Annotated in this window: 25 protein-coding genes; 24 read left to right on the top strand and 1 reads right to left on the bottom strand. The window is 38.5% G+C overall.

What is annotated here, in order from left to right; genetic code table 11:
• The first annotated feature begins 42 nt into the window (after positions 1-42).
• The 24 genes from pgeF (at position 43) to PLZ15_09050 (ending at position 22,975) form a co-directional block, all read left to right on the top strand.
• Positions 43-780, top strand: a complete 738-nt coding sequence (pgeF, locus tag PLZ15_08935; protein HOI29868.1) for a peptidoglycan editing factor PgeF — start codon at positions 43-45, stop codon at positions 778-780.
• On the top strand, positions 777-1,700 hold the full coding sequence (locus PLZ15_08940; GenBank protein ID HOI29869.1) for an EamA family transporter: 924 nt from the start codon (positions 777-779) through the stop codon (positions 1,698-1,700). Before pgeF ends, PLZ15_08940 begins: the two co-directional genes overlap by 4 nt.
• Complete coding sequence (gene folB / locus PLZ15_08945; protein ID HOI29870.1) at positions 1,697-2,065, top strand: dihydroneopterin aldolase; 369 nt, start codon at positions 1,697-1,699, stop codon at positions 2,063-2,065. Before PLZ15_08940 ends, folB begins: the two co-directional genes overlap by 4 nt.
• A complete protein-coding gene (gene folK, locus PLZ15_08950; protein HOI29871.1) occupies positions 2,055-2,558 on the top strand; it encodes a 2-amino-4-hydroxy-6-hydroxymethyldihydropteridine diphosphokinase in 504 nt (167 codons plus the stop codon). The genes folB and folK overlap by 11 nt, the downstream gene beginning before the upstream one ends.
• A 7-nt stretch (positions 2,559-2,565) precedes the next feature.
• Positions 2,566-3,210: a deoxynucleoside kinase gene (locus tag PLZ15_08955; protein ID HOI29872.1), complete on the top strand. Its 645-nt coding sequence runs from the start codon at positions 2,566-2,568 to the stop codon at positions 3,208-3,210.
• Positions 3,211-3,435 carry a hypothetical protein gene (locus tag PLZ15_08960; protein ID HOI29873.1) on the top strand — a complete coding sequence of 75 codons (225 nt, stop codon included), beginning with the start codon at positions 3,211-3,213 and terminating at the stop codon, positions 3,433-3,435.
• Positions 3,435-4,514, top strand: coding sequence for a glycosyltransferase family 9 protein (locus tag PLZ15_08965; GenBank protein ID HOI29874.1), 1,080 nt, complete (start codon positions 3,435-3,437; stop codon positions 4,512-4,514). The genes PLZ15_08960 and PLZ15_08965 overlap by 1 nt, the downstream gene beginning before the upstream one ends.
• Positions 4,514-6,088, top strand: a complete 1,575-nt coding sequence (locus PLZ15_08970) for a Ppx/GppA phosphatase family protein (GenBank protein ID HOI29875.1) — start codon at positions 4,514-4,516, stop codon at positions 6,086-6,088. The genes PLZ15_08965 and PLZ15_08970 overlap by 1 nt, the downstream gene beginning before the upstream one ends.
• A 195-nt stretch (positions 6,089-6,283) precedes the next feature.
• On the top strand, positions 6,284-7,582 hold the full coding sequence (asnS, locus tag PLZ15_08975) for an asparagine--tRNA ligase (protein HOI29876.1): 1,299 nt from the start codon (positions 6,284-6,286) through the stop codon (positions 7,580-7,582).
• Positions 7,583-8,098, top strand: coding sequence for an NADH-quinone oxidoreductase subunit J (locus PLZ15_08980; GenBank protein ID HOI29877.1), 516 nt, complete (start codon positions 7,583-7,585; stop codon positions 8,096-8,098).
• A gap of 44 nt (positions 8,099-8,142) precedes the next feature.
• Complete coding sequence (gene nuoK, locus PLZ15_08985) at positions 8,143-8,451, top strand: NADH-quinone oxidoreductase subunit NuoK (protein HOI29878.1); 309 nt, start codon at positions 8,143-8,145, stop codon at positions 8,449-8,451.
• Positions 8,452-8,458: 7 nt separating this feature from the next.
• A complete protein-coding gene (gene nuoL / locus PLZ15_08990) occupies positions 8,459-10,399 on the top strand; it encodes an NADH-quinone oxidoreductase subunit L (protein HOI29879.1) in 1,941 nt (646 codons plus the stop codon).
• A 70-nt stretch (positions 10,400-10,469) separates the two neighbouring features.
• The gene (locus PLZ15_08995) at positions 10,470-11,996 is read left to right on the top strand and encodes an NADH-quinone oxidoreductase subunit M (GenBank protein HOI29880.1); all 1,527 of its coding nucleotides are present in this window, start codon (positions 10,470-10,472) and stop codon (positions 11,994-11,996) included.
• 11 nt (positions 11,997-12,007) lie between these two features.
• Positions 12,008-13,396, top strand: a complete 1,389-nt coding sequence (locus PLZ15_09000) for a sodium:proton antiporter (GenBank protein HOI29881.1) — start codon at positions 12,008-12,010, stop codon at positions 13,394-13,396.
• 1 nt (position 13,397) lies between these two features.
• Complete coding sequence (locus PLZ15_09005; protein HOI29882.1) at positions 13,398-13,763, top strand: hypothetical protein; 366 nt, start codon at positions 13,398-13,400, stop codon at positions 13,761-13,763.
• Positions 13,764-13,765: 2 nt separating this feature from the next.
• On the top strand, positions 13,766-15,199 hold the full coding sequence (locus PLZ15_09010; GenBank protein HOI29883.1) for an NADH-quinone oxidoreductase subunit N: 1,434 nt from the start codon (positions 13,766-13,768) through the stop codon (positions 15,197-15,199).
• A gap of 59 nt (positions 15,200-15,258) precedes the next feature.
• Entirely contained in the window at positions 15,259-16,827 is a 1,569-nt protein-coding gene (locus PLZ15_09015) for an NAD(P)H-hydrate dehydratase (GenBank protein ID HOI29884.1), read from the top strand.
• Positions 16,790-17,215 (top strand): VanZ family protein, encoded by a 426-nt coding sequence (locus PLZ15_09020; GenBank protein HOI29885.1) that lies wholly within the window; start codon positions 16,790-16,792, stop codon positions 17,213-17,215. Before PLZ15_09015 ends, PLZ15_09020 begins: the two co-directional genes overlap by 38 nt.
• A gap of 125 nt (positions 17,216-17,340) precedes the next feature.
• Positions 17,341-18,000, top strand: a complete 660-nt coding sequence (locus tag PLZ15_09025) for an energy transducer TonB (GenBank protein HOI29886.1) — start codon at positions 17,341-17,343, stop codon at positions 17,998-18,000.
• A gap of 109 nt (positions 18,001-18,109) precedes the next feature.
• The gene (locus PLZ15_09030) at positions 18,110-18,919 is read left to right on the top strand and encodes an ABC transporter ATP-binding protein (protein ID HOI29887.1); all 810 of its coding nucleotides are present in this window, start codon (positions 18,110-18,112) and stop codon (positions 18,917-18,919) included.
• Positions 18,916-19,944, top strand: coding sequence for a YdcF family protein (locus PLZ15_09035; protein ID HOI29888.1), 1,029 nt, complete (start codon positions 18,916-18,918; stop codon positions 19,942-19,944). The genes PLZ15_09030 and PLZ15_09035 overlap by 4 nt, the downstream gene beginning before the upstream one ends.
• A 32-nt stretch (positions 19,945-19,976) precedes the next feature.
• Complete coding sequence (locus PLZ15_09040; protein ID HOI29889.1) at positions 19,977-21,089, top strand: Glu/Leu/Phe/Val dehydrogenase; 1,113 nt, start codon at positions 19,977-19,979, stop codon at positions 21,087-21,089.
• Positions 21,090-21,213: 124 nt separating this feature from the next.
• On the top strand, positions 21,214-21,690 hold the full coding sequence (gene nusB / locus PLZ15_09045; protein ID HOI29890.1) for a transcription antitermination factor NusB: 477 nt from the start codon (positions 21,214-21,216) through the stop codon (positions 21,688-21,690).
• On the top strand, positions 21,659-22,975 hold the full coding sequence (locus PLZ15_09050; protein ID HOI29891.1) for an MFS transporter: 1,317 nt from the start codon (positions 21,659-21,661) through the stop codon (positions 22,973-22,975). The genes nusB and PLZ15_09050 overlap by 32 nt, the downstream gene beginning before the upstream one ends.
• Here PLZ15_09050 and PLZ15_09055 read toward each other — a convergent pair whose 3' ends face one another.
• Positions 22,976-23,656, bottom strand: coding sequence for a M50 family metallopeptidase (locus tag PLZ15_09055; GenBank protein ID HOI29892.1), 681 nt, complete (start codon positions 23,654-23,656; stop codon positions 22,976-22,978).
• Between the last annotated feature and the right edge of the window lie 41 nt (positions 23,657-23,697).

Below are 23,697 nucleotides of genomic sequence, written 5' to 3' on the forward strand. Positions count from 1 at the left end.
CCCTCCCAATTCGGGAGGGAATTTTTTTTAGAAAGTATTTCAATGAAAATAATTGTCAGTAATCTCTTTAAACAATTCAAAGAAATTATTTTTGGTTTCTCAACTAAAATTGGCCCCGATTCAGTTCCACCGTTTTTTTTCAACCTCTCTTTAACGGTTGGAGATGATCCAGAAAAAGTAAAACAAAACCGTGAATATTTTTTCAACCGGCTCGGACTTTCAACATCTCAAATAGCTTTCCAGCGGCAGGTTCACAGCGATATTATCAAATTTGTTGAGAAACCCGGATTGCTTGGCGAAAGCGATGCACTTATAACTCGTTATTACGGAATAGGACTTGCAATCTCTGCCGCAGACTGTACCCCAATTTTCATTTATGATAAGGAGAATAAGATAATTGCCGGTGTTCATTCAGGTTGGAAGGGAACTCAAAAAAGAATCTTAAAAAAAGTTTTGAGTAACCTCAGTTTTCACTTTAAAAGTAAACCGAAAAATCTCTATGTATTTTTAGGGCCATCAATTTCTCAGGAGAATTATGAAGTAGGTAAAGATGTTGCACTTCTCTTCGATCAGAAATATCTTCTATTTAAGGATGGCAGGATTTACCTGGATGTCCCGCTGGCAAACTTTGATATGTTATTGACTCATGGCATACCTCCTGAAAATATTGAAATGTCCCGGCTTTGTACTTTTAAGGAAAAAGTTCTTTTGCATTCCTACAGAAGAGATGGAAATAATTCGGGAAGAATGTTTGGTGTTATTGCATTGAAGGAGAAATGATTTTGTCAGAAAAATATAAAATTGCTTCCGGTTTTATTCTCATATGTTTGCTCTGGGGCTCTACATGGTTAGCAATTCGGATAGGACTGGAATCTCTTACTCCTGTAATTTCAGCCGGAATACGATTTCTAATTGCTTCCTTTTTAGTATTTGTACTTATGAAATTCAGAAATGCAGAATTGCAGAAGGATAAACGATCGGTTGTTCTTTACTTAGTAATGGGCTTCTTTTCGTTCATTATTCCATTCGGACTTGTATATTGGGCAGAGCAGTTTATTCCATCGGGATTAGCGTCAATAATATTTGCGGTAATGCCGTTTGGTGTATTAATCTTTTCCAGAATTGCCATTCCTGATAATAAAATAACCTTTAACCAGATTGCTGGGGTTCTTCTCGGTTTCGGCGGAATTATTGTAATCTTCTCGGAAGGATTAAATATAGATCTTTCCAATAATTTTCTTGGTATGCTCGCTGTTCTGATAAGCGCAACTATGCAGGCCGGAATTGCGGTTACAATAAAAAAATGGGGAAGCCACTTAAATCCGCTGTCGATGAATTTCGTGCCGCTCCTTATTGCAGGAATTATTATGATCTTCACGGCTTTTCTATTCGAGGATATCTCCACCTGGAGATTCGACCGGATGGCGATCGGTTCAGTCCTCTATCTCGCGTTTTTCGGAACCCTTCTTACATTTACAACATATTACTGGCTGCTTAAGAGAATGAACCTGGTAATTTTATCCTTGTCTACATTTATTACTCCGATTGTAGCAGTTATTCTTGGCTGGCTCGTACTCAATGAAAAATTTACGCTTCAGACACTTGCCGGAAGCACAATGGTGCTTATCGGAATTTTATTTGCTAATTTACACGGGCTTATTAATTTTTTTAAATCAGGAAAGAGATTGTTTAAGTCATGATAAACATCATCAGAATAAAAAATGCGACTTTTTATGCATATCACGGTGCTCTCGAGGAGGAACAGACAATCGGCGGCGTTTTCGAAGCGGATTTAGATATTTATACAGACTTTTCAAAAGCAGCTGAAAAGGACGACCTCAAACTGACTATAAACTATGATGAAGTGTATAAATACATAAATAAAATAGTTCATGGGAAAAAATATTATCTGATTGAGACACTTGCTACTGTAATTGCGGACGGATTACTTGGTAAGTATAAAACAATTTCTAAAATTGCCGTTCGAGTACGTAAACATCATGTACCTGTGGGTGGTGTACTGGATTATGTTGAAGCAGAAGTTGTAAAAGAAAATGGAAAATAGGATCTATCTCGGTCTTGGTTCCAATAAAGGTGACCGTCTCGGTTTTCTTATAAAGGCAATTGATAAGATTAACGACTCACCTAATTGTAATGTTATTAAAGTGTCGGCTGTATATGAATCGAGTCCGTTGGGAAATGTTGAGCAGCCGGATTTTCTTAACGCGGCTATTGAGATTAGCACCGGGTACAGTCCGGAGGAATTATTCGGATTTCTTAAAATGATCGAGACCGGACTTGGCAGGAAGGTGGCCGATAAAAAATGGGGGCCTCGCGAGATTGATATTGATATTCTTTTCTATAATCAGTTAATTTATGATAAAAAGAATCTGGTTATTCCGCATACTGAAATATTAAAAAGAGATTTTGTTATTCTCCCGTTAATTGAGATTGCACCCGGTTTTAGTCACCCGGTGATTAATAAGAGATTAATGGAAATTAATCTTGAGCAGATTGAAAAACACGTTTTCGCAAAATTCGATTTCAAATTAATTTAATAAAAGAATGCCGGAAATAAGATATATAGCAATTGAAGGGGTTATCGGGGCGGGAAAAACAACACTAGCCCAAAAACTTTCTGATAAACTCGGGTCAAACCTTATCCTTGAAGAGTTTGAAGAGAATCCGTTCCTGGAAAAATTTTATGACGACAGGAAGCGCTATGCATTCCAAACTCAGATGTTCTTCCTTATCAACAGATACAAACAGCAGCAGCAGCTGAATCAGCAGGAACTCTTCTCAAAGTATATTGTTTCCGATTATATTTTCGAAAAGGATAAGATCTTCGCATACCTTAACCTTTCTGGTGAGGAAATAAAACTCTATGAAAGTATTTTCCCTCTTCTCGAACGCGATATTCCTAAACCCGATCTTGTGATTTTTCTTCAATCTAGTATCGACAGACTGGTTTCCAATGTTAAGAGCAGAGGCAGGAAGATAGAAAAAAATCTTACCAGGGGTTACCTGGCAGAGCTTTCGGAGTCGTATAATAATTTCTTCTTTAAGTACAATAACACTCCGCTTCTTATTGTAAATACAACTGAGATCGATTTTGTAAACCGCGAGGAGGATTTCGAGGAATTGTATATGCAGATTTTCAGGGAGGACAGGGGATTTATTGAGTATTTCAACCCGGAGGTAAAAGTTTAGATGGGATTGCTAAGGATAATATTATGGGGACTTCTTTTTTATCTTGTAATCCGTACGGCAAAGAATATTCTGAGTCTGGTTACCGGAAGCAAGACAAAGGAGAAACCGCGCTCAACATTTAAAGCATACAAATCGAAGTATAATATTAAAAAAGAAGATGTAATCGATGCCGAGTACGAAGACATAACAAATTCCGAGGCGGATAATTTTAAGAATAGATCCTGATGTCATTTCAAAAGAAAATCAAAAACAGAATCAGTTCATTCCTAGAGAAATTATTATCAGCCGAAGAACTTCACTATTGGCAGCAGGAATCACCCGCAAAATTTCTTGTAGTAAGACAGCATAATCAGTTTGGTGATATGCTCGCAAGTGTCTCGCTATTCAGAGCAATAAAAGAGACTTACCCTTCAAGTACAATTACACTTATTGCCAGCCCTGAAAACTATTTTGCACTCACAAAAAATCCTCTGATTGATGATCTCTTTGTCTATAATAAAAGTAAACTCTATAATCCGTTTTACCTATTTCAGCTCTATAAAAAATTACGCAATAGTTACGACCTGGCTATTGTTCCTGCTACTGTAGCAATTTCTACAACAAGTTGCCTTCTGGCAGGACTCTCCAGATCAAGGATAAAAGTTGGACCCAGGTCGCTCGACGGCGCTATGAACCAGATGAGTTATGTTTTTAATTACAGAATTGATCTTAACTGGAAAAAAAATCCCGATGCTCACGTATCGGATTTTATACTTGATATTATACGTCCTGCCGGAATAAGGACCAGGAATTATCAGTCTCAAATCTCGTTTGATGAAAAGGATAAATATTTTGCAGCGGATTTCATCAAAAAAATCGGGGGTGAAGGAAAAATCCTGATCGGAATTCATCCGGGTGCGGGTAAACCTCAGAACAGATGGCCTCTTGAAAATTTCATTGAATTAATAAAGAGGGGAACGTCAGAATTGAATTCTGTATTTTATATTACAGGAAGCAGGGCTGATAAAGAAATTCTGGAATATTTTCGTATAAACCTTCCCAAAACTAATTTTTTTACAGACAGGCCAATTTCACAACTTGCTGCGCTGGTTGCCTCAAGCACATTATTCATTACTAACGATACAGGTGTTATGCATGTAGCAGGTGCTACCGCTACTCCTCAGATCTCTCTTTTCGGACCAACGAATCCATTCAACTGGGCTCCTTTCGGCAACAATAAATTCTTTATCAGAAAGTCCGAACTTATGAATGATATTTCAGTTGATGAAGTTTTTCAGATGACAAAAAATATACTCGGGAAATAATGGTCTTGCAGAAGAATTATCCTAATATGGCAGCAATAGATGTTGGTACGAATTCCTTCCATCTGATTGTTGTAAAAGTTAAGGACGATGGGAATTTCGAGATAATAGATCGTGAAAAGGAGATGATCCGGTTAGGTGAAGGAAGCATTGGGGATATAAAGCTGATTAAACCGGAAGCGTTGGATAGGGCAATCACAACACTAAAACGATTTAAAGGAATTGCCGATTCTCACAATGCTCCTGTACGTGCTGTTGCAACAAGTGCTGTCCGGGAGTCACATAATAAAAATGAGTTTCTCAGCAGAATATATAAAGAAACAAATATTGAAATCGAAGTAATAAGCGGATATGAAGAGGCCCGGTTGATCTATCTTGGTATCCTGAAGGCAGTTCCGTTATTTAATAAGAAGGCAATGGTCTTTGATATCGGCGGAGGCAGTACTGAGTTCGTAGTCGGTTTCAGAGGTAAAACAATTGAGACTGTAAGCCTTAAAATCGGTGCTGTCAGACTGGCTCAGAAATTCTTTCCTGATTATGAACTGACAAATAAAGGAATTAAGAATTGCAGAAAGTGGGTGGAAGGGGAGATTTACCACGTGTCCGAATTAATTAAGAAGGAAGGATTCAATATTTGTGCTGGTTCTTCCGGAACGATAATGGCGGCAGGTCTGATGATTCAGGCTATGAGAAAGGGTTCGGCTTCGTCCCAGGTAATACTGAATAATTTTGAGTTCAGTGCAGCTGAATTGAAAGAGATTGAGAGGAAAATTCTTTCCAGTAAATCGGTTGAAAGCAGAAAGAAAATTCCAGGGCTTGATGAAAAACGGGCCGATATAATACCCGCGGGAATTATTATTCTCTCAACTATCTTCGATCTATTCGAAATAAAAAAAATGACAATTTCCGGTTATGCGCTCCGCGAAGGAATAATTATCGATTCGCTACAGAAAAAACATATTAACGGATCTACAAAACCTAACCTGGCCGATATCCGGAGAGAGAGTGTTAAGCAGATTGCGGAATCGTGCCGGTATGATGTGGACCATTGCAGGTATATCTCAAAATTTGCTTTAAAAATTTTTGACGCATTAAAATCGGTGCACGGACTTGAAGATTATTGCCGAGAATATCTTGAAGCCTCATCAATTCTGCACGATATCGGTTATCATATTGCCCATACTAATCATCATCATCACAGCTACTATATTATTCGCAACAGCGAGCTTCTTGGCTTCAATGATAATGAAATCAGTATTATAGCTCATACTTCCAGATATCATCGTAAAAGTCATCCTAAGAAGAGTCACGATGAATTTGCTTCGCTTCCGGAGCGGACTCAGACAATAATCAGGAAACTTTCGGCAATCCTAAGAGTCGCCGATTCATTCGACCGGACTCATAATAGAATTGTTAGGGATATTAAATGCATTGTAAAAGGTAATAGAGTTGAAATGAATCTGAAAGTCGAAAAGAATAAAAATCCTGAAATTGAATTGTGGAGCCTCGAGAGAAGAAAGGGACTTTTTGAGGAAGTTTTCGGTAAACGACTTCTGATTAATACCTCCGGATTTTAATGCTTTCACACCTAGTCTGAACCAACCTTTTTTTAATAATAAAATCAGATCAGAACTTTTCATTAGTAGTCTTGCTCTTTAATTATTAATTGAATCTGACCGGCATTGGTTAAAAGAGGAATCAATCTGCTTCTTTGCATTTATAACCTGCTGATAACTATATTTGCCCTACATTTTTCACAAAAAAATCAGATCATGAAACCTACAGTTTATATCAAAGATCTCTCCAAACATGTTGGAGAAGAAGTAACTCTAAAAGGATGGCTTTACAATAAAAGGTCGAGCGGGAAAATCAAATTTTTAATTCTCCGCGACGGTACCGGTTATGTACAATCTGTTGTTTTTAAAGGGAATGTAAGCGACGAAATATTCGATTCCGCAGATAAAATCACGCAGGAATCGAGTTTCGAGGTTACAGGTAAAATTCGTGAAGAGAAGCGTGCCGTCGGCGGATTTGAACTCGATGCTACTGATCTTAAGATTATCGGACTTGCTCATGAATACCCGATAACACCAAAAGAACATGGAATCGAATTCCTGATCGATAACCGTCATCTCTGGGTTAGATCCAAACGCCAGGTGGCTGTACTTAAGATACGTGCACGTGTTGTAAAAGCGATCCGCGACTTTTTTGATGAAAGAGGATTCACACTTTTCGATCCGCCTATCATTACACCAAGTGCATGTGAAGGGACTTCAACTCTTTTCGAGATGGAATATTTCGATTTAGGAAAAGCTTATTTAACACAGAGCGGACAACTCTATGCCGAAAGCGGCGCAATGGCGCTCGGTAAAGTATATACATTCGGACCGACTTTCAGGGCGGAAAAATCTAAGACACGCAGACATCTTACAGAATTCTGGATGGTTGAACCTGAAATGGCTTTTTATGATTTGAACGACAATATGGATCTTGCAGAAGAATTTATTGAATATATAGTTCAGACAGTACTTAAGGAAAGAGCTGAAGAATTGAAAGATCTTGAACGAGATACGACTAAACTCGAAAAAGTCCTGAGGCCGTTCCCAAGAATTTCATATGATGAAGCAGTTGAAATTCTGAGAAGAAAAGGAGTTGATTTCCAGTGGGGGAACGATCTCGGCGGAACCGATGAAACTCTGATAGGAGAGGATTTCGACCGCCCGGTAATGATTCACAGATATCCTTCGGAAGTAAAAGCTTTTTATATGAAACGTGATCCTGAAAATCCCAAGGTTGCACTTGCAGTTGATGTAATTGCACCGGAAGGATACGGTGAAATTATCGGCGGCAGCCAGAGGGAGGATAATCTAGATTACCTTCTTGAGAGAATTAAAGAACATGATCTGCCTCAGCAGTTTTTTGAATGGTACCTTGATCTCAGACGATATGGTACTGTCCCGCATTCCGGATTCGGATTGGGGCTGGAAAGAACAGTCAGCTGGATTTGCGGACTTGAGCATTTGCGTGAGGCGATCCCGTTCCCAAGAATGATTTACAGGAATACACCTTAAATGAATGTTGAAATAATTCTTTTTGCCGTCTTGGCGCTGATAGCAGCAGTTTCATCAGTTATGATGATTACTCGGTCCAATCCGGTAATTAGTGCTGTATTTCTTGTCCTGAATTTTTTCGCCCTTGCAGGTTTATATCTTTTGTTAAACGCCCAATTTATTTCGGTTGTACAGATTATTGTTTATGCCGGCGCAATTATGGTTCTATTTCTATTTGTTCTTATGCTTCTGAGAACCGAAAACGAACCGAAAATATTTTTAGATAAAAGGCCTATTAAATTATTCGCACTCCTAATCGCGGTCTTTGTATTTCTTCAGATAGCATATTTAATCTTAGCCGGTTCGCCTTCAGATAATCTGACTCCCGATCAACTGAAGAGTATTGAATCCGGTACAATTGAGACGATTGGACGCGAGCTTTATACGAACTATATAATCCCGTTCGAAGTCGCCGGATTTTTATTACTTTCGGCAACGATCGGGGCGATGGTATTAGCTAAAAAGAAATTTGAATGATCTTTTTTTAGTATTAAGGTCCAGTGTGAGAGACCGGAGAAAAAATGTCTTCAATACCAATTGAATACTATTTAATTCTAAGCGCATTCATGTTTATTGTTGGCGTTACAGGAGTTCTTATCCGCCGCAATGCGATTGTAGTATTTATGTCCATCGAACTGATGCTTAATTCTGCTAATCTTACATTGGTCACATTCTCATCTTATTTAGGGAATCCGGTCGGACAGATTTTTGTATTCTTTGTAATGACGGTTGCCGCTGCAGAAGCTGCAGTAGGACTTGCGATTATAATAGCAGTATTCAGAAATAAAATGACCGTCAACATTGATGAGATAAATATTTTTAAATGGTAACTGCCGGATGATCAATCTAATATACTTAACTGTTCTGTTTCCTTTAATCGGATTCCTGTTCAACGGGCTTTTCGGTTCGAAAATTAAAAACGAAAAGGTAATCGGTATTATCGGAAGCTCAACTGTTGGAATCGCATTTGTAATAACCTTACTTGCTTTTCTGGAAACACTGAACCTGCCTGTTGAAAACAGAAGTAACACGGTAGAACTTTTTACATGGCTTAATGTCGGCGGATTAAACATAAAATTTGCTTATCTGGTTGATCAACTCTCTCTCACAATGTCTCTCGTTGTAACAGGAGTCGGTTTCCTTATCCATGTCTATTCGATCGGATATATGCATGGAGATAAGGGATTCTGGAGATTCTTTTCGTATATGAATCTTTTCATTTTTGCAATGATGAATCTTGTTCTTGGTGATAATTTTGTTGTTCTGTTTTTGGGCTGGGAAGGTGTAGGTCTCTGCTCTTATCTGCTTATAGGATTCTGGTACGATCGGAAATTTGAAAAAGGGACAGTATCGGAAGCAGCTAAAAAAGCTTTTATAGTTAACAGGATTGGCGATTTCGGATTTCTCCTCGGAATGTTTCTTATCTATTTTACATTCGACACCCTCAATTTCACGGAGGTCTTTAAGAAAGCCGCCTCCTTTTCAGTTCCGGAATCTACTTTCGGATTGATTGCCATCTTTCTCTTTATCGGAGCTACCGGGAAATCGGCACAGATACCACTCTTTGTATGGCTTCCGGATGCAATGGCGGGCCCGACACCCGTTTCCGCTCTTATTCATGCAGCTACAATGGTTACAGCCGGTGTCTATATGGTTTCCAGAGCTTCAATAATTTTTGTTTCGGCTCCGACTGTTATGATGATTGTGGCAGTTGTCGGTTTATTAACCGCTCTCATGGCGGCTACAATCGGATTGGTTCAAAACGATATTAAAAAGGTACTTGCATATTCTACCGTTAGTCAGCTCGGCTATATGTTTCTTGCCGCCGGAGTAGGTGCTTTCAGTGCTTCCATATTTCATGTAATGACACACGCATTTTTCAAAGCTTTATTATTCCTCGGCGCCGGTTCGGTAATACACGGCATGCACGAGGAACAGAATATCCAGAAGTACGGCGGGCTGAAAAAATATATGCCACGTACTTATGCAACATTTCTTATTGCATCACTGGCAATTGCCGGGATTCCCGGTTTATCAGGTTTCTTCAGCAAAGATGAAATTCTCTGGTACTCGTATTCTAACGGCGGATTTCTTTTCTGGCTGATCGGTGTATTAACTGCAATGATGACGGCTTTCTATATGTTCCGGCTTTTATCGCTTACATTTTACGGAAAAGAAAGATTCGATCATCACCATATACATCCGCATGAATCGCCTTCTGTAATGACAGTACCGTTGATGATTCTCGCATTCCTTTCTGTAGTGGGAGGTTATATAGGAATACCTGAAGTATTCTCCGGAGTTCATGGAAATCTTTTTCACAACTGGCTGGAGCCGGTTTATTCACCTGCGATGGAGAAATTAAATCAGTTCGGATCCCATACTCATTTTGAAGAAATTCTTTTAATGGTCTTATCGGTAGCTGCAGCCCTTACTGCTGTTTATATGGCGTTTCAGATTTATACAAAGAAACCGTTCATTGCAGATAATATTTCAGTCCGGTTCAAATCGGTCTATAATATTTTGTTCAACAAATATTTTGTAGATGAAATTTACGAATCCACTGTAGTCAAACCGATTCAGAAGGGATCTGAAAAGATATTGTGGAAATTTACAGACAATCTGGTAATTGATGGAGCAGTTAACGGTATCGCGAAGTTAGTTGATGCCGGTTCTGGAGTTATACGGAAAATTCAGAATGGAATTGCGCAGTTTTATGCAATAATTATGATGCTCGGTATTGCGCTCGTATTGTTCTGGGTTATATTGAGTTTGTGATTTTTAATGGCGTCTATTGTCAGTTTAGATCTGTTAATTATTTGACTGTCGCAAAAGAGAAAAAGTATTTATGGAACAGAATTTACTATTAACATACCTTCTCCTCACCCCGATACTCGGCAGCATCCTGGTCCTGTTTCTAAAGAGGGAACAGGTCGCTCTTATCAGGTGGTCCGGTATAATTATTTCCCTTATAGCATTCATTATATCATTGATAGTGTATTTCAACTTTGATAAAGCAAATCCGGAATTTCAGTTTGTTCACCGGGTGTTATGGATCAGCAGTCTTAACATAAGTTATCATATAGGTGCGGATGGAATCTCGCTTCTGTTAATTCTGCTTACAACATTTTTAACACCGCTAACATTTCTTTCTACATGGAAATCGATTGAAAAAAATGTAAAGATGTTTACGTTCTCCCTTCTTTTCCTTGAAGCTGGAATGCTCGGAGTATTTATTTCGCTTGATCTCTTTCTGTTCTACATTTTCTGGGAAGCAATGCTGATCCCGATGTACTTTATAATCGGAATCTGGGGAGGGGAGAGACGCATTTATGCTTCCATAAAATTCTTTATTTATACTATGGTCGGAAGTTTGCTGATGCTTGTTGCAATAATCTGGCTTGCTGTTTATGCTTCAGATCTTACCGGCAGCTTCACGACCAATCTTCTGGAATTGTACAAGGTTGGTCCCACAATCCCTCAGCAGGTGCAGGGATGGATGTTCGGAGCATTTTTCCTCAGTTTTGCTATTAAGGTTCCCATATTTCCACTGCATACTTGGCTTCCGGATGCTCATGTTGAAGCGCCGACTGCAGGTTCAGTAATTCTTGCCGGGGTACTACTTAAAATGGGCACATACGGAATATTGAGATTCTGTCTCCCGTTGTTTCCTCAGTCAGCTGTTGAATTCGCGCCGCTGATCTCTGTACTTGCAATAATCGGAATTATTTACGGTGCGCTTGTTTCTATGGTTCAGACAGATATAAAAAAACTCGTTGCTTATTCTTCGGTATCCCATCTCGGATTTGTTGTGCTCGGTACTTTTGCAATGACTCTGGAATCCGTGCAGGGGGCCGTTATTCAGATGATTAATCACGGCTTATCTACCGGGGCACTCTTCCTCTTAGTAGGAATTATCTATGAAAGAACTCACAGACGGGATATTGCTTATTACGGTGGAATCGCGAGACTGGTTCCTCTTTATTCAACGGCACTAATGATTGCCTCGCTTTCATCCGTAGGTCTCCCCGGACTAAATGGTTTTATTGGAGAATTTTTAATTCTTATAGGTGCTTTTAAATCACAGGTTCTCAATAGTTTCTGGTACACTGTTTTTGCAGCCAGCGGAGTTATTTTTGCCGCAGTATATCTGCTCTGGATGTATCAGAGAGTTGTTTTCGGTGAGGTAAAAAATCCTGAATTGTCTAAACAATTATCCGACCTGAATATTCGGGAACTAATTGTTCTGATTCCTGTTTTCATTTTTATTATTTGGATTGGAATCTACCCTGGTACATTTTTAGGTCTTACCGAAGAATCGTCCAGATCAATTTTACATCATGTAAGTACTTTTACGTTTGATTTTCTAAAATAGAATGGGATAATATGAAAAGACTATTAACTAAAATATTGTTTGGTATGTTATTCTTTTTTAATTCCGTAAATATTTATGCTGCTGGTCCTGAAGTTATTGAGCATTCGCTCCCAGAACCATTAATGGTACTTCCCTTTGTAATCCTTCTTTTGATGATTGCAACCGGACCGTTATTCTATCATCATTTCTGGGAAAGAAACTATCCCAAGGTCTCAATTTTCTTAGGTTCAATAACCGTTCTGTATTACCTCCTGATTCTTAATGATTCCCATAGCCTTTTGCACACAGCACACGAGTATATTTCTTTTATTGCCCTTCTAGCATCCCTGTTTGTTGCAACCGGAGGAATTCTCATTAAAGTAGATAAAAAAGCAACTCCGCTGCTTAATGTTGTCATACTTTTATTCGGTTCGGTAATCGCAAATGTAATCGGAACAACAGGTGCTTCGATGCTGCTGATCCGGCCCTTTATTAAGATTAATAAGGACAGGATAAAACCTTATCATGTAATATTTTTTATTTTCTCGGTTAGTAATATCGGCGGGGCATTAACTCCAATAGGTGATCCGCCTTTGTTTCTCGGATTCCTGAGAGGCATCGATTTCTTCTGGTTCTTCGGACATATCTGGTATATATGGCTGCCGACGCTTATTGCTGTTCTTGCAATTTTCTATGTAATTGATTCATTTAATAAAGAGGGAGCCGGGGATACGGCCATTTATTCCGGCAGAATTGAATTCAGAGGCGGGAAAAATCTGATTTACCTTTTAATAATTCTGATCTCAGTTTTTCTGGATCCCGGGATTTTAAGCTGGGTACCGAGTTTTGCGCCTCTTCCGTTCGGAATAAGAGAAATTATTATGTTCTCGGTTGTCTATTTCTCATACAAAACAGCCGACCGGAAAATCCTTGAGTCGAACGAATTTAATTTTGAGCCGATAAGGGAAGTTGCGTTTCTATTTATAGGGATCTTTGCGACGATGATTCCCGCACTTCAATTGATAGCTTATGAAGCAAAATTATACGGTCAGCAGCTTACACCGGGAATTTTTTACTGGGCAACAGGAATTTTATCTGCCTTTCTTGATAATGCCCCTACATTCCTGAATTTCCTGAGTGCTTCCTTAGGTAAATACGCTTACGATGTCAATTTGAAATCGCAGGTTCATGATTTCTCTCAACTCTATCCGTTCTACTTACAGGCAATCTCAATTGCGGCTGTTTTCTTCGGAGCGATGACATATATCGGTAACGGACCTAATTTTATGGTAAAATCAATTTGTGAACGTGCCGGTATAAAAATGCCGAGCTTCTTCGGTTATCTTATTAAGTATTCTATCCCGATTCTTCTGCCGCTCTTTATAATTCTCTGGTTCATTGTTTATTATGGGAAGGTGTAAAATGAAAACATTGAATGAAGTGATCAACAATAAAACCGGCGGACTCCATTACGGAAACCGTATACTTTTACCGTTCGAGGCCGAGATTCTAAAAGCCGTAATCGAAAATGAAATTATTACGGATTTCAGTTCTACTGATAAGGGAGCTTGTTATAAAATCCACGACGGAATTACGGAGATTTATTTCCACGATTATAAAATTCTGTCCGAAGTGGTTTCTGAATTTGAAAAGATCAAACTGGTAGTTGTTGAAAAGGGGAAAGACATTTTCGATTTTGTCAATCACAGAAAAATTGCTCTTCAGATTGAAGAAAAACATAAATTAATTATTTCCGAACTTAACGAAGATACATTGTTCATAGAGTAAATATGCCGGCATCTAATATTGAATACTACCAGTTATTGCCTTTTCTAATTATCGGGACAGGAATAGTCCTTTCCGTTATTCTGGAAATTTCTTCGAAGAAGGGGAAAGAGATTCTGCCCTGGTTTTCCGTTATCCTATTTTTTACTGTGGGAATAATCTCAATAACCGGGATTTACAATCGTGCTATTCTCTTCGGCGAGATGATAGAGGTAGGCGGGAGACCGGCAATTTTTAATTTTATTTTTAATATCGGCGCGATGCTTATTGTAATGAGTTCCGTCGGTTATTTGAAGAAGTACGGCAGTAATTTCGGCGAATATTATATTCTGCTTCAATCGTCCGTTCTTGGAATGATGATTATGGCCGGATCAAAAAATATTCTGATGGTATTTCTGGGACTGGAACTGATGTCGATCTGTTTTTATGTGCTGGCTGGATTCAACCGCAGAAAATCATCTGCTAATGAAGCGTCGATGAAGTATTTTCTGCTTGGATCTTTTGCAACCGGATTTATTGTCTACGGAATAGCTCTTATTTACGGAAGCGCGGGTAATCTGAGTATCTCTTACATTACTCAGAATTTTTCAGCCTTATCATCCGACTTATTGTTTATAACAGGATTCATTTTATTTCTAATCGGTTTCAGTTTTAAGATAGCGGCATTTCCGTTTCACATGTGGGTGCCTGATGTTTACCAGGGCTCTGCTACTACTGTAACTGGGCTTATGTCCACAACCGGCAAGACAGCTGCTTTTAGTGTTCTTATCATTTCCTTGGCGGCCGTCTTCACTATGAACGCACCAAATGTATTCCGTCCCTATTTTTCGGCAATAGCATTGTTATCGATGTTGTTTGGAAGTATCGTCGCAATCTCACAGAATAATCTTAAGAGGATGCTTGCATACTCATCGATTTCTCATGCCGGCTATATGGCAATAGGATTAGCTGCCGCAAATAAGGAGAGTATTGCGGGAATAATATTTTATCTGGCCGCTTATGTCTTTATGAATATCGGTGCTTTTACAATCCTTTCGATAATCGAAGGTGAAAACGATTCCAGAAATGAAATCAATTCATTCGCAGGATTGAATTCCAAGAGTCCGGTGCTTGCCGCTTTGATGTCCCTCTTCATGTTTGCACTTGCTGGTATTCCACCATTAGCAGGTTTTTTCGGAAAGTATTATGTGTTTCTCGGTGCTATCGAAAACGGTTTAACTTGGCTGGCAATTGCAGGTGTTATATCGAGTATGATTAGTGTCTATTTCTATTTAAGAGTAGTTGTTTATATCTATTTCAGGGATTCAGTCGAGGATTTTCAACCTGAAATAACTTCAACCGGTTTATCAGCCGTCGTCATTTCCGGAGCACTCGTTTTAATATTCGGGATTTTCCCTGATATCCTTCTGAATGTCATTAATTCGGTAATCAATCTCTAATTTTAATTGACCGATTTCTTTATTATTTTCCTTTCAGGATAACAAACTGCAAGAAGAATATGATACCATTATATTCTGCACAACAGGTAAGAGATGCTGATAGCTTTGCTATCAACACACTTGCAATCCCGAGTATAATTTTAATGGAGAATGCTGCAAGAAGTATTTTTGAAACTATCCTCGGGAATACAAACACAGATTCCGGTTTCAGAAACGTCGGAATTGTCTGCGGAAAAGGGAATAACGGCGGAGATGGATTTGCTCTCGCAAGACATTTTCTTAACAATGAATTCACAGTAAAATTAATATCCCTTGGGGCTGAAGAGGAATTAAAAGGGGATGCCCTTATTAATTTCCGAATCACAAAAAACCTTTTGAATCTTTATCCCCAGTCAAAACTGATAGTCTTCGAAAACATTAAAGATCTATCACTTCTTGAGGATTGTAATATTATTATTGATGCAATGCTTGGCACAGGCTCGCGAGGAGAGCTTACTGAACCTTATAGGGAAATTGTTGCCAAACTTAACCAGCTGAATGCTTTTAAGGTTGCAGTCGATCTGCCAACCGGACTGGACCTTAACAATTCGGCGGGTGAGCTGATCTTCAGCGCCGATTTAACCGTAACGCTTTCCGAATACAAATCCGGACTCTTCTACGGAAAGGGATACTCATCCTGCGGAAACATAATTAAGGGAGATATCGGAATAGGTGAGGAGTACTATAGAAACCTGCCGGTTACCGAATACCTGATTGAACCCGAGGATGCATTTTATGGAATCCCAACAAAGGAACTTGATATTAATAAGTATTCTGCCGGAAAGGTTCTGGTTATTGCCGGTTCGTCCGGAATGCCCGGAGCTTCTTTTTTTACATCCAATACTGTTCTAAAAACAGGGGCCGGTTCTTCCTTCCTTGCCGTTCCGTGCTCTATAAAACAACTTGCACAACAGAAGCTGGATGCTTCTATCGTAATTGATTACAACGATGATAATAACGGGTATTTTTCGTTAAACAATCTTCAGGAACTAGAGGAAAAACTGAACTGGGCTGATGTTATTGCCGTCGGACCAGGATTAGGTAGAAATCCCGATACAAAAGACGCCGTAATTGAATTGTTGAAATCCTATAAAAATAAAAAGTTTGTAATTGATGCCGACGCAATAATTGCTCTTGCCGGGGAAAACTATAAAAAAGTAAATCTCAAAGGGAAAATACTAACACCTCACCATAAAGAGTTTGCTGATCTTATCTCAGTTGACTTAGCCGATTTGAGAAAAGACCTGCTCAATATAGGGAGGAATTTTGCGGCAGAGAATAATTGCTTCCTTCTGCTGAAAGGTGCTCCTTCAATAATTTTTAATCCTTCCGGCGAAGCATTTATTAATTCAGCTGGAAATCCCGGAATGGCAAAGTTCGGAACAGGCGATGTACTTACCGGATTTATTGCTGGGTTCATTTCCCAGACTAATGAAATTGAGGAATCATTAATATCTGCTCTTTATTTACACAGCCTGGCAGCCGATCTTCTGCTTGACGAAAAAAGTGAATTCGGCTATACAGCCTCAGACCTAATGGAAAAAATTCCTTATGCAATTAAATTCGTTATTGATTCATTTATACAGTAAAATAAAAACTAATCCGTTTTACTTTATTCATTTGCCTTTATTTGTTTACTGGCTTTTCCTTTTAACGGTTACATCAATCCCGATTGCAATCCGTCCCAAACTGTTTAATGCACAGGATAAGTTTGAACATTTTACTGCCTATTTTATTCTGGCATTTTTATTAAGACTTAGTTTTCAATTTCAGAAGAAATTTCGTTTAAAAACGGGGTCTGTTCAATTAATAACTTCTGTAATTGTTCTATTATATGCTGCATTTGATGAATTGCATCAGCTTCTCATACCCGGCAGGTATTGTGATCTATACGATTGGCTGTTCGATATTGGCGGTGGGTTTGCAGGTCTTTTACTCTCTTCTTTTATGATAAAGAAGATTGATGGCAGTGCATAAAAATCTACCACATTTTATGGGAAACTTTATTCAAAAAAGAATGTAAAATTTTTTGTAGTAATTGACATTTCACCTATCATTTTTTAAGTTAGCCATCGCCTTTAGGTGATAAAAGGAGGATAAAAGTGGCACTTAAGAAAAACCCAAAAGCAGATTTAAAACGGAAATACCAGAGGATTTTTGAGATAAGCATCATAATCTCTTTAGTACTTATTATCAGTGCTTTTAAGTTCTTTCCACAGTTTGAAAAAGAGACACTCAAACTGGAAGGTCCTCAGGAATTGGTAAATGTTGAAGATGTTGTTAAAACAAAGCAGGAGAGCGCTCCTCCACCTCCGCCTAAACCGCCAATTCCTATTGAAGCACCCTCAGATGACGTACTTGAAGATATTGCAATCGGCAGTACAGAAATTGATATTAATGAACAGGTTTCAGCTCCTCCTCCGCCACCAAAACAGGAAGTAAAAGAAGAGGATGATGAAGCTGTATTCTTCGTAGCCGTTGAAGAACAACCTGAACCGATCGGTGGAATTGAAGCAATTCAGAAGAAAATTGTTTATCCTGAAATCGCTAAACGTGCCGGTGTTCAGGGACGTGTATTTATTAAAGCTTTCGTAAATGAAGTTGGCGACGTTGTTAAAGCTGAAATTATAAAAGGTATCGGTGCCGGCTGCGATGAAGCTGCAGTTCAGGCTGTAATGCAGACAAAATTCAAACCTGGTAAACAGCGCGGTAAATCAGTTCGAGTTCAGGTCTCAATTCCAGTGGTTTTCAAACTTCAATAATAAAAAGCGCCGAAAGGCGCTTTTTTGTTATCCACCCTCTTATGGTATTTTTTTGGAAGTTTTTCATTCAACTAATTATTAATATCTTTACCCAAAAAAAATATCGGAATTGTCACTTTTAGAAATAAAAAACCTTAAATACTCCTACAATAACATCGGTAATGATCTTTCTTTTAATCTTGATGTGAATAATTGGATTGTGAATGAGAGGGAGTTCGTAAGCCTTATTGGTCCCAATGGCTGCGGAAAATCAACGCTTCTTAAACTAATTGCAAGACTTATCAATCCGGCTGAGGGCCGTATTCAATTCTCAAGCATCGATATTGGTGAAATCCCGCGCACTGAATATGCTAAACTGGTGGCTTATGTACCGCAAACTACATTTACCCTTTTCCCGTTTTCCGTTTATGAAATTGTTATGATGGGACGAACTCCATATCTGGGTGCACTTGGTTTTGAAACTGAAAAGGACAGAGAAATTGTGAATGATGCTCTTGAAATGATGGAAATCTCCGGACTTAAGTGGAAGGGGATTAATGAAATTTCAGGGGGTGAGGCTCAAAGGGCATTTATTGCAAGGGCTTTGGTTCAGAAACCAAAACTGCTTCTTCTTGATGAACCGAATGCCCATCTCGATATAGAGCACCAGATTTCTATTTTTGAATTAATCATAAAGCTTAGAAGTGAATTGAATCTGACTGCAATTTCGGTTACGCATGATCTAAATCTCGTTGGAATCTATTCGGATAAGGTAGCATTCATGGAGGATGGCAAGATCTCGCTTTATGGATCGAGGAAAGAGGTCCTGTCGGAATCGAACATCAGGAGAATTTTTAATGTTGAGTCTTCAGTCATTTATTCTGAAGATAATGACCGCGCCAATATATTGATCAAACCTTTAAATCAGAAAACAAATTGAAAAGAAAATTTCAATATACCGGTATAATTCTATTTGTATTGCTGATAAGTATTGTTACATTTTTATTCTTATCATTTATTAAATATAAGCTGAATGGTCTTTCTGTAAGTGAGTACAGAATGGATTATATCGGTAATATCCTTAATCTTATTGTTCCTATTTTACTGGTTGCAGGATTAGTCGCCATAATTTTTACTAAACGGCAGATCGATAAAAAAAGAATTAATCTGCTACTTGTAATCCAGATCCTTTCATTTATATCACTCTTCGTATCATTTATTCTTTTCGATTTCATAAAGCTGGCATCGAACGAATTTATTTTCAATTTTCCGGTAAAGAAGGTTTATACGGGATTTTTAATGATTGTCACTCTCTTCCTCCAGATCTATTCGCTGATTTATGTATGGGGATTCATATTGCTTGGTATAGAGAACTATTTTGAAATCAGGACAATAATCAGATCCATTTTAGCAATCCTTCTTTTATTGTTATTCTCTATGTTCTATGTCTGGAATATAAACGGATATTCGATCGAGCCCGATTCGAAAGAAAAATATCAGTATGCACTAATTCCGGGGGCTGCTGTATGGCAGAAGCATAAACCGAGCCCTATTTTTGAAGGAAGAATTAGAAAAGGATTGAACCTCTACCGTAGTAAGTTGGTCGATAAACTGATTTTAACCGGGGGTAATGCGCCGGGTGAATTAAGTGAAGCAGAGGTGGCTTATAAGTTTCTTACAAATCTCGGGGTCGATTTTAAAGATCTGATTGTTGAACAATCGACTTCAACTACTAATGAGCAGATCAAGTTTTTAAAATCCGATAAATCGATTAACAAGAGCAGTACAAAAGTATTAATTGTATCAGACGATTTTCACTTAGCTAGGACCTTACAAATATGCCGATTTTTCAATGTTGAAGCAGACGGAATTTCTACCGATTATAAATTAACCTTTGAAAAAACTCTTTTTTACAGAACAAGAGAGAGCATTGCTTTACTTTTATTTTGGTTTTTTGCTATATAGCATCTGTTAATTTCCAATTAATAAGGAGAAATATGCAAAAATTTGAGGATATGGAAAAGTACGGACATGAACAGGTTGTCTTTTGTACAAATAAGGAATCAGGACTACGTGCTATAATTGCGATTCACGATACTACTCTAGGTCCGGCTCTGGGCGGCACAAGAATGTGGAATTACAAATCTTTTGACGAAGCTTTGAATGATGTTCTAAGATTATCCAGAGGTATGACTTATAAAGCAGCGGTTGCAGGACTAAATCTTGGCGGCGGAAAGGCAGTAATTATAGGTGACTCGGCAACTCAGAAAAATGAACTCCTTTTCAGAACATTCGGAAAATTTATTGACGGATTAGGCGGTAGGTATATTACTGCAGAGGATGTTGGTACAAATGTGAAAGATATGGAATATGTAAGAATGGAAACCAGGTATGTTACCGGCATTTCGAAAGCTCTGGGAGGTTCAGGCGATCCTTCTCCGGTTACCGCATACGGTGTTTATGTTGGAATCAAAGCATGCGCCCATGAAAGATGGGGAAATGATTCCCTGCGCGGAAGGAAAATTGCCGTACAGGGAGCCGGGCAGGTTGCGAGATTTCTCTGCGAGCATCTCTACAGTGAAGGTGCTGAAATTTATATTACCGATATTGTAGATGAAAAAGTAAAGCGGGTGCTGGAAACTATTAAAGCTCACGTAGTTAAACCCGATGAAATCTATGATATAAACGCCGATATCTTTTCTCCAAATGCGCTGGGAGCCATTATAAACGATAAGTCTATTTCCAGGATTAAAGCGGAAATAATTGCCGGAGGAGCAAATAATCAACTTGAAGATGAAGATAAACATGGTAAAATGCTGGTTGATAAAGGGATTCTGTACGCACCGGATTATGTGATTAATGCAGGCGGATTGATAAATGTTGCTAATGAACTTGAAGGCTACCGGCAGGATAGAGCTATGAAACAGGCCGAAGGAATTTATGATATTGTTAAAACTGTATTAAAAATTGCCGGCGAACAGAAGATTCCTTCGCATGCAGCCTCTAACCACCTTGCAGAAGAGAGGCTGAAAAAAATCGGCGGCATCCGGAAAATCTTTTCCTCCCATTCCGGTACTTACGGCAGAATCGGCGATTTAATGAAACAATAAGATATTTATGAATAATGGGGCCCTCCAGGCCCCGTTTTATTTCAATTTTTTTTTTAATCCAGTTTGTTTTTAATTATCAACGTTTTAGATTTGTGCCGCAAGTTTTACAGGGTTCTTAAAGAAAATGACAAAGAAGTCAAATAGACGTTTACTCCGCGAAAAAGCACTTCAGGTTCTTTATGCTTATGAATTGAATGGTGAAGGATTAACAAACCTTACTAATGGTATTCTATCCGATCTATTTGTGCAGGCAGATATTGAGTTCGCAAAGAATTTAATTGATACTGTTGTTGCCAATACAAAACAGCTCGATACTTTTATTCAGGAAAAGGTCTCTAACTGGGAAATGGACAGGATTGCATTAATAGACAGGATCCTGCTAAGAATCGGTATCTCAGAACTGATGAATTTCCCGGATATCCCACCTAAAGTTACAATAAATGAAGTTATTGAAATTGCAAAGGACTACTCTACATCCAACAGCAACAAATTTATCAATGGTATACTGGATGCGGTTCTATCGGACCTGAAGCAAAACGGAAAACTTAATAAGACCGGAAGAGGACTTATTGACCAATCCCTCACTAAAAAGAACAATTGATCCGCGAGCAAAAGAAAAATTCAGAATTTTCATCTGGACACTTTTCGATTTTGCAAACACATCATATTCCATAGTTGTTGTTACATTTCTCTTTGCTGTTTATTTCAAACAGACTGTTGTCTCCGGCAAACCGATAGGAGATTTTTACTGGAGTATTGGAACAAGCGTTTCAATGCTGATCACTGCTATTGTATCCCCGATCCTTGGTGCAATTGCAGATTACTCTGCCGGTAAAAAAAGATTTCTTCTTTTTTTTACTCTTCTCTGCATCATAAGCACTGCACTTCTTTTTTTTATGGAAGAAGGGACCGTCTTTACAGCTCTTCTTTTATTCATAACAGCGAATATCGGATTTGAAGCAGGCCTGGTTTTTTACGACTCATTCCTTCCAGAAATAACGGCCCCTAAAAATTACGGTAGGGTAAGCGGATACGGATTTGCTATGGGTTATCTCGGTTCGTTAACAACTCTTGCTGTCGTATTCCCGTTTATTAAAAATAATCTTATTAAAGAATCGTTCCCGGTAGCTGCTTTGATATTCCTGATCTTTGCTATACCGATTTTTATATTTTTAAAAGATACCCGCAAGGAAGTTGCAAGAACCCAGTCCTACTTACGAATCGGTTTCGATCGGGTCCTTAGTACAATCACTCATCTAAGGAATTATAAAAATCTTGCAATATTTCTCCTGGCATATTTTTTCTTTATCGAAGGTGTTAACACAGTCATCTATTTCTCCGGTAATTATGCCAGTACGACACTGAAGTTCTCTATGGAGGAACTGATAATTTTCTTTATAATAGTTCAGACTACAGCTATAATCGGGTCGCTGATTTTCGGAGTAATTGCAGACGAGTACGGACAGAAAAAGGCCCTGATACTCTCCCTCGCAATCTGGATTTTTACAATTATTATCGCCTACGTAACAAGTGATCCGAAAGGATTGCTGATAGAAACATTGTCCGGCAGTTTTTCAGTTGGAACTGAAGAACTTACCAGATACAGTTTTTATTTTGTAGGGCTTTTAGCCGGCGGTGTTATGGGAGCTACTCAATCTACAAGCAGAAGCCTTATGTCCCGGCTGACTCCATTTGACAAAAAGACCGAATTTTTTGGTTTCTATTCCTTCTTTGGTAAAAGTTCTGCAATTGCAGGGCCGCTTGTTTTCGGAACAGTCAGTTATTTTACAGGTGAGCAGAGAATCGCAATACTTACAATCTGTATCTTCTTTATTATAGGTCTTGCCATATTAAGTTTTGTGAAAGAGCCGGTAGCGGAGTCGTAATTATTTAGTTGAACCTGTTTTAAAAGCATAAGTAAAAAGCAAATAAATCCCCACAAAACAAATTGCTAACCAGATAATGCCCCAGACTGTTGAATCGATTCCTGTCAACCCGGAAAGTATCGCTGCGTCGGAGAGAGAAGAACTATCTGAGAAAATATCCTCCTTAATATCAACAACCACATATAAACAGCTTATTAGACCCACGGATTTCAATAAATAATTAGAAAAAATATCCGGCGAGAATTTAATTATAAAAAACAGAATCAAAACAAGAAGAGCTGTTAGAACAGGCAATATCTGTCCGGTCCCTTTATTAATTGTAAATAGAATCAGGATCGCGGCAAGAAACGAAAGCGCAAAATTCCTGAAACGACTGTTATAGGCCGAATAGAATAGAATTACGCCGGCAATAAAACTGCCGAGATAACCCGATGAAGCAATTAAAAACGGATTTCCTTCCGAAATTAGGCACTCTCCGCTTAAGTCGGCACCTATTTCGAGCGAGATTGCTTCACCGCCGGAAAGTATCGCTGCAAACCCATGACTAATTTCATGAAAAAGAACTACAAGAAGTTTAACCGGATATACTGCGAATGTATCCCATAGGAGAATTGCAGCAATAGAGATTGCAATTAAAATAATTAATTCAAAAGCCCGATTTTTTTTTATTTTGGGATTCATTAAGGACGAAAAATATTTGCAGGACAAGATAAAGAAAAAAG

The organism is Melioribacteraceae bacterium, assembly GCA_035362835.1.
Lineage (GTDB): Bacteria > Bacteroidota > Ignavibacteria > Ignavibacteriales > Melioribacteraceae > DSXH01.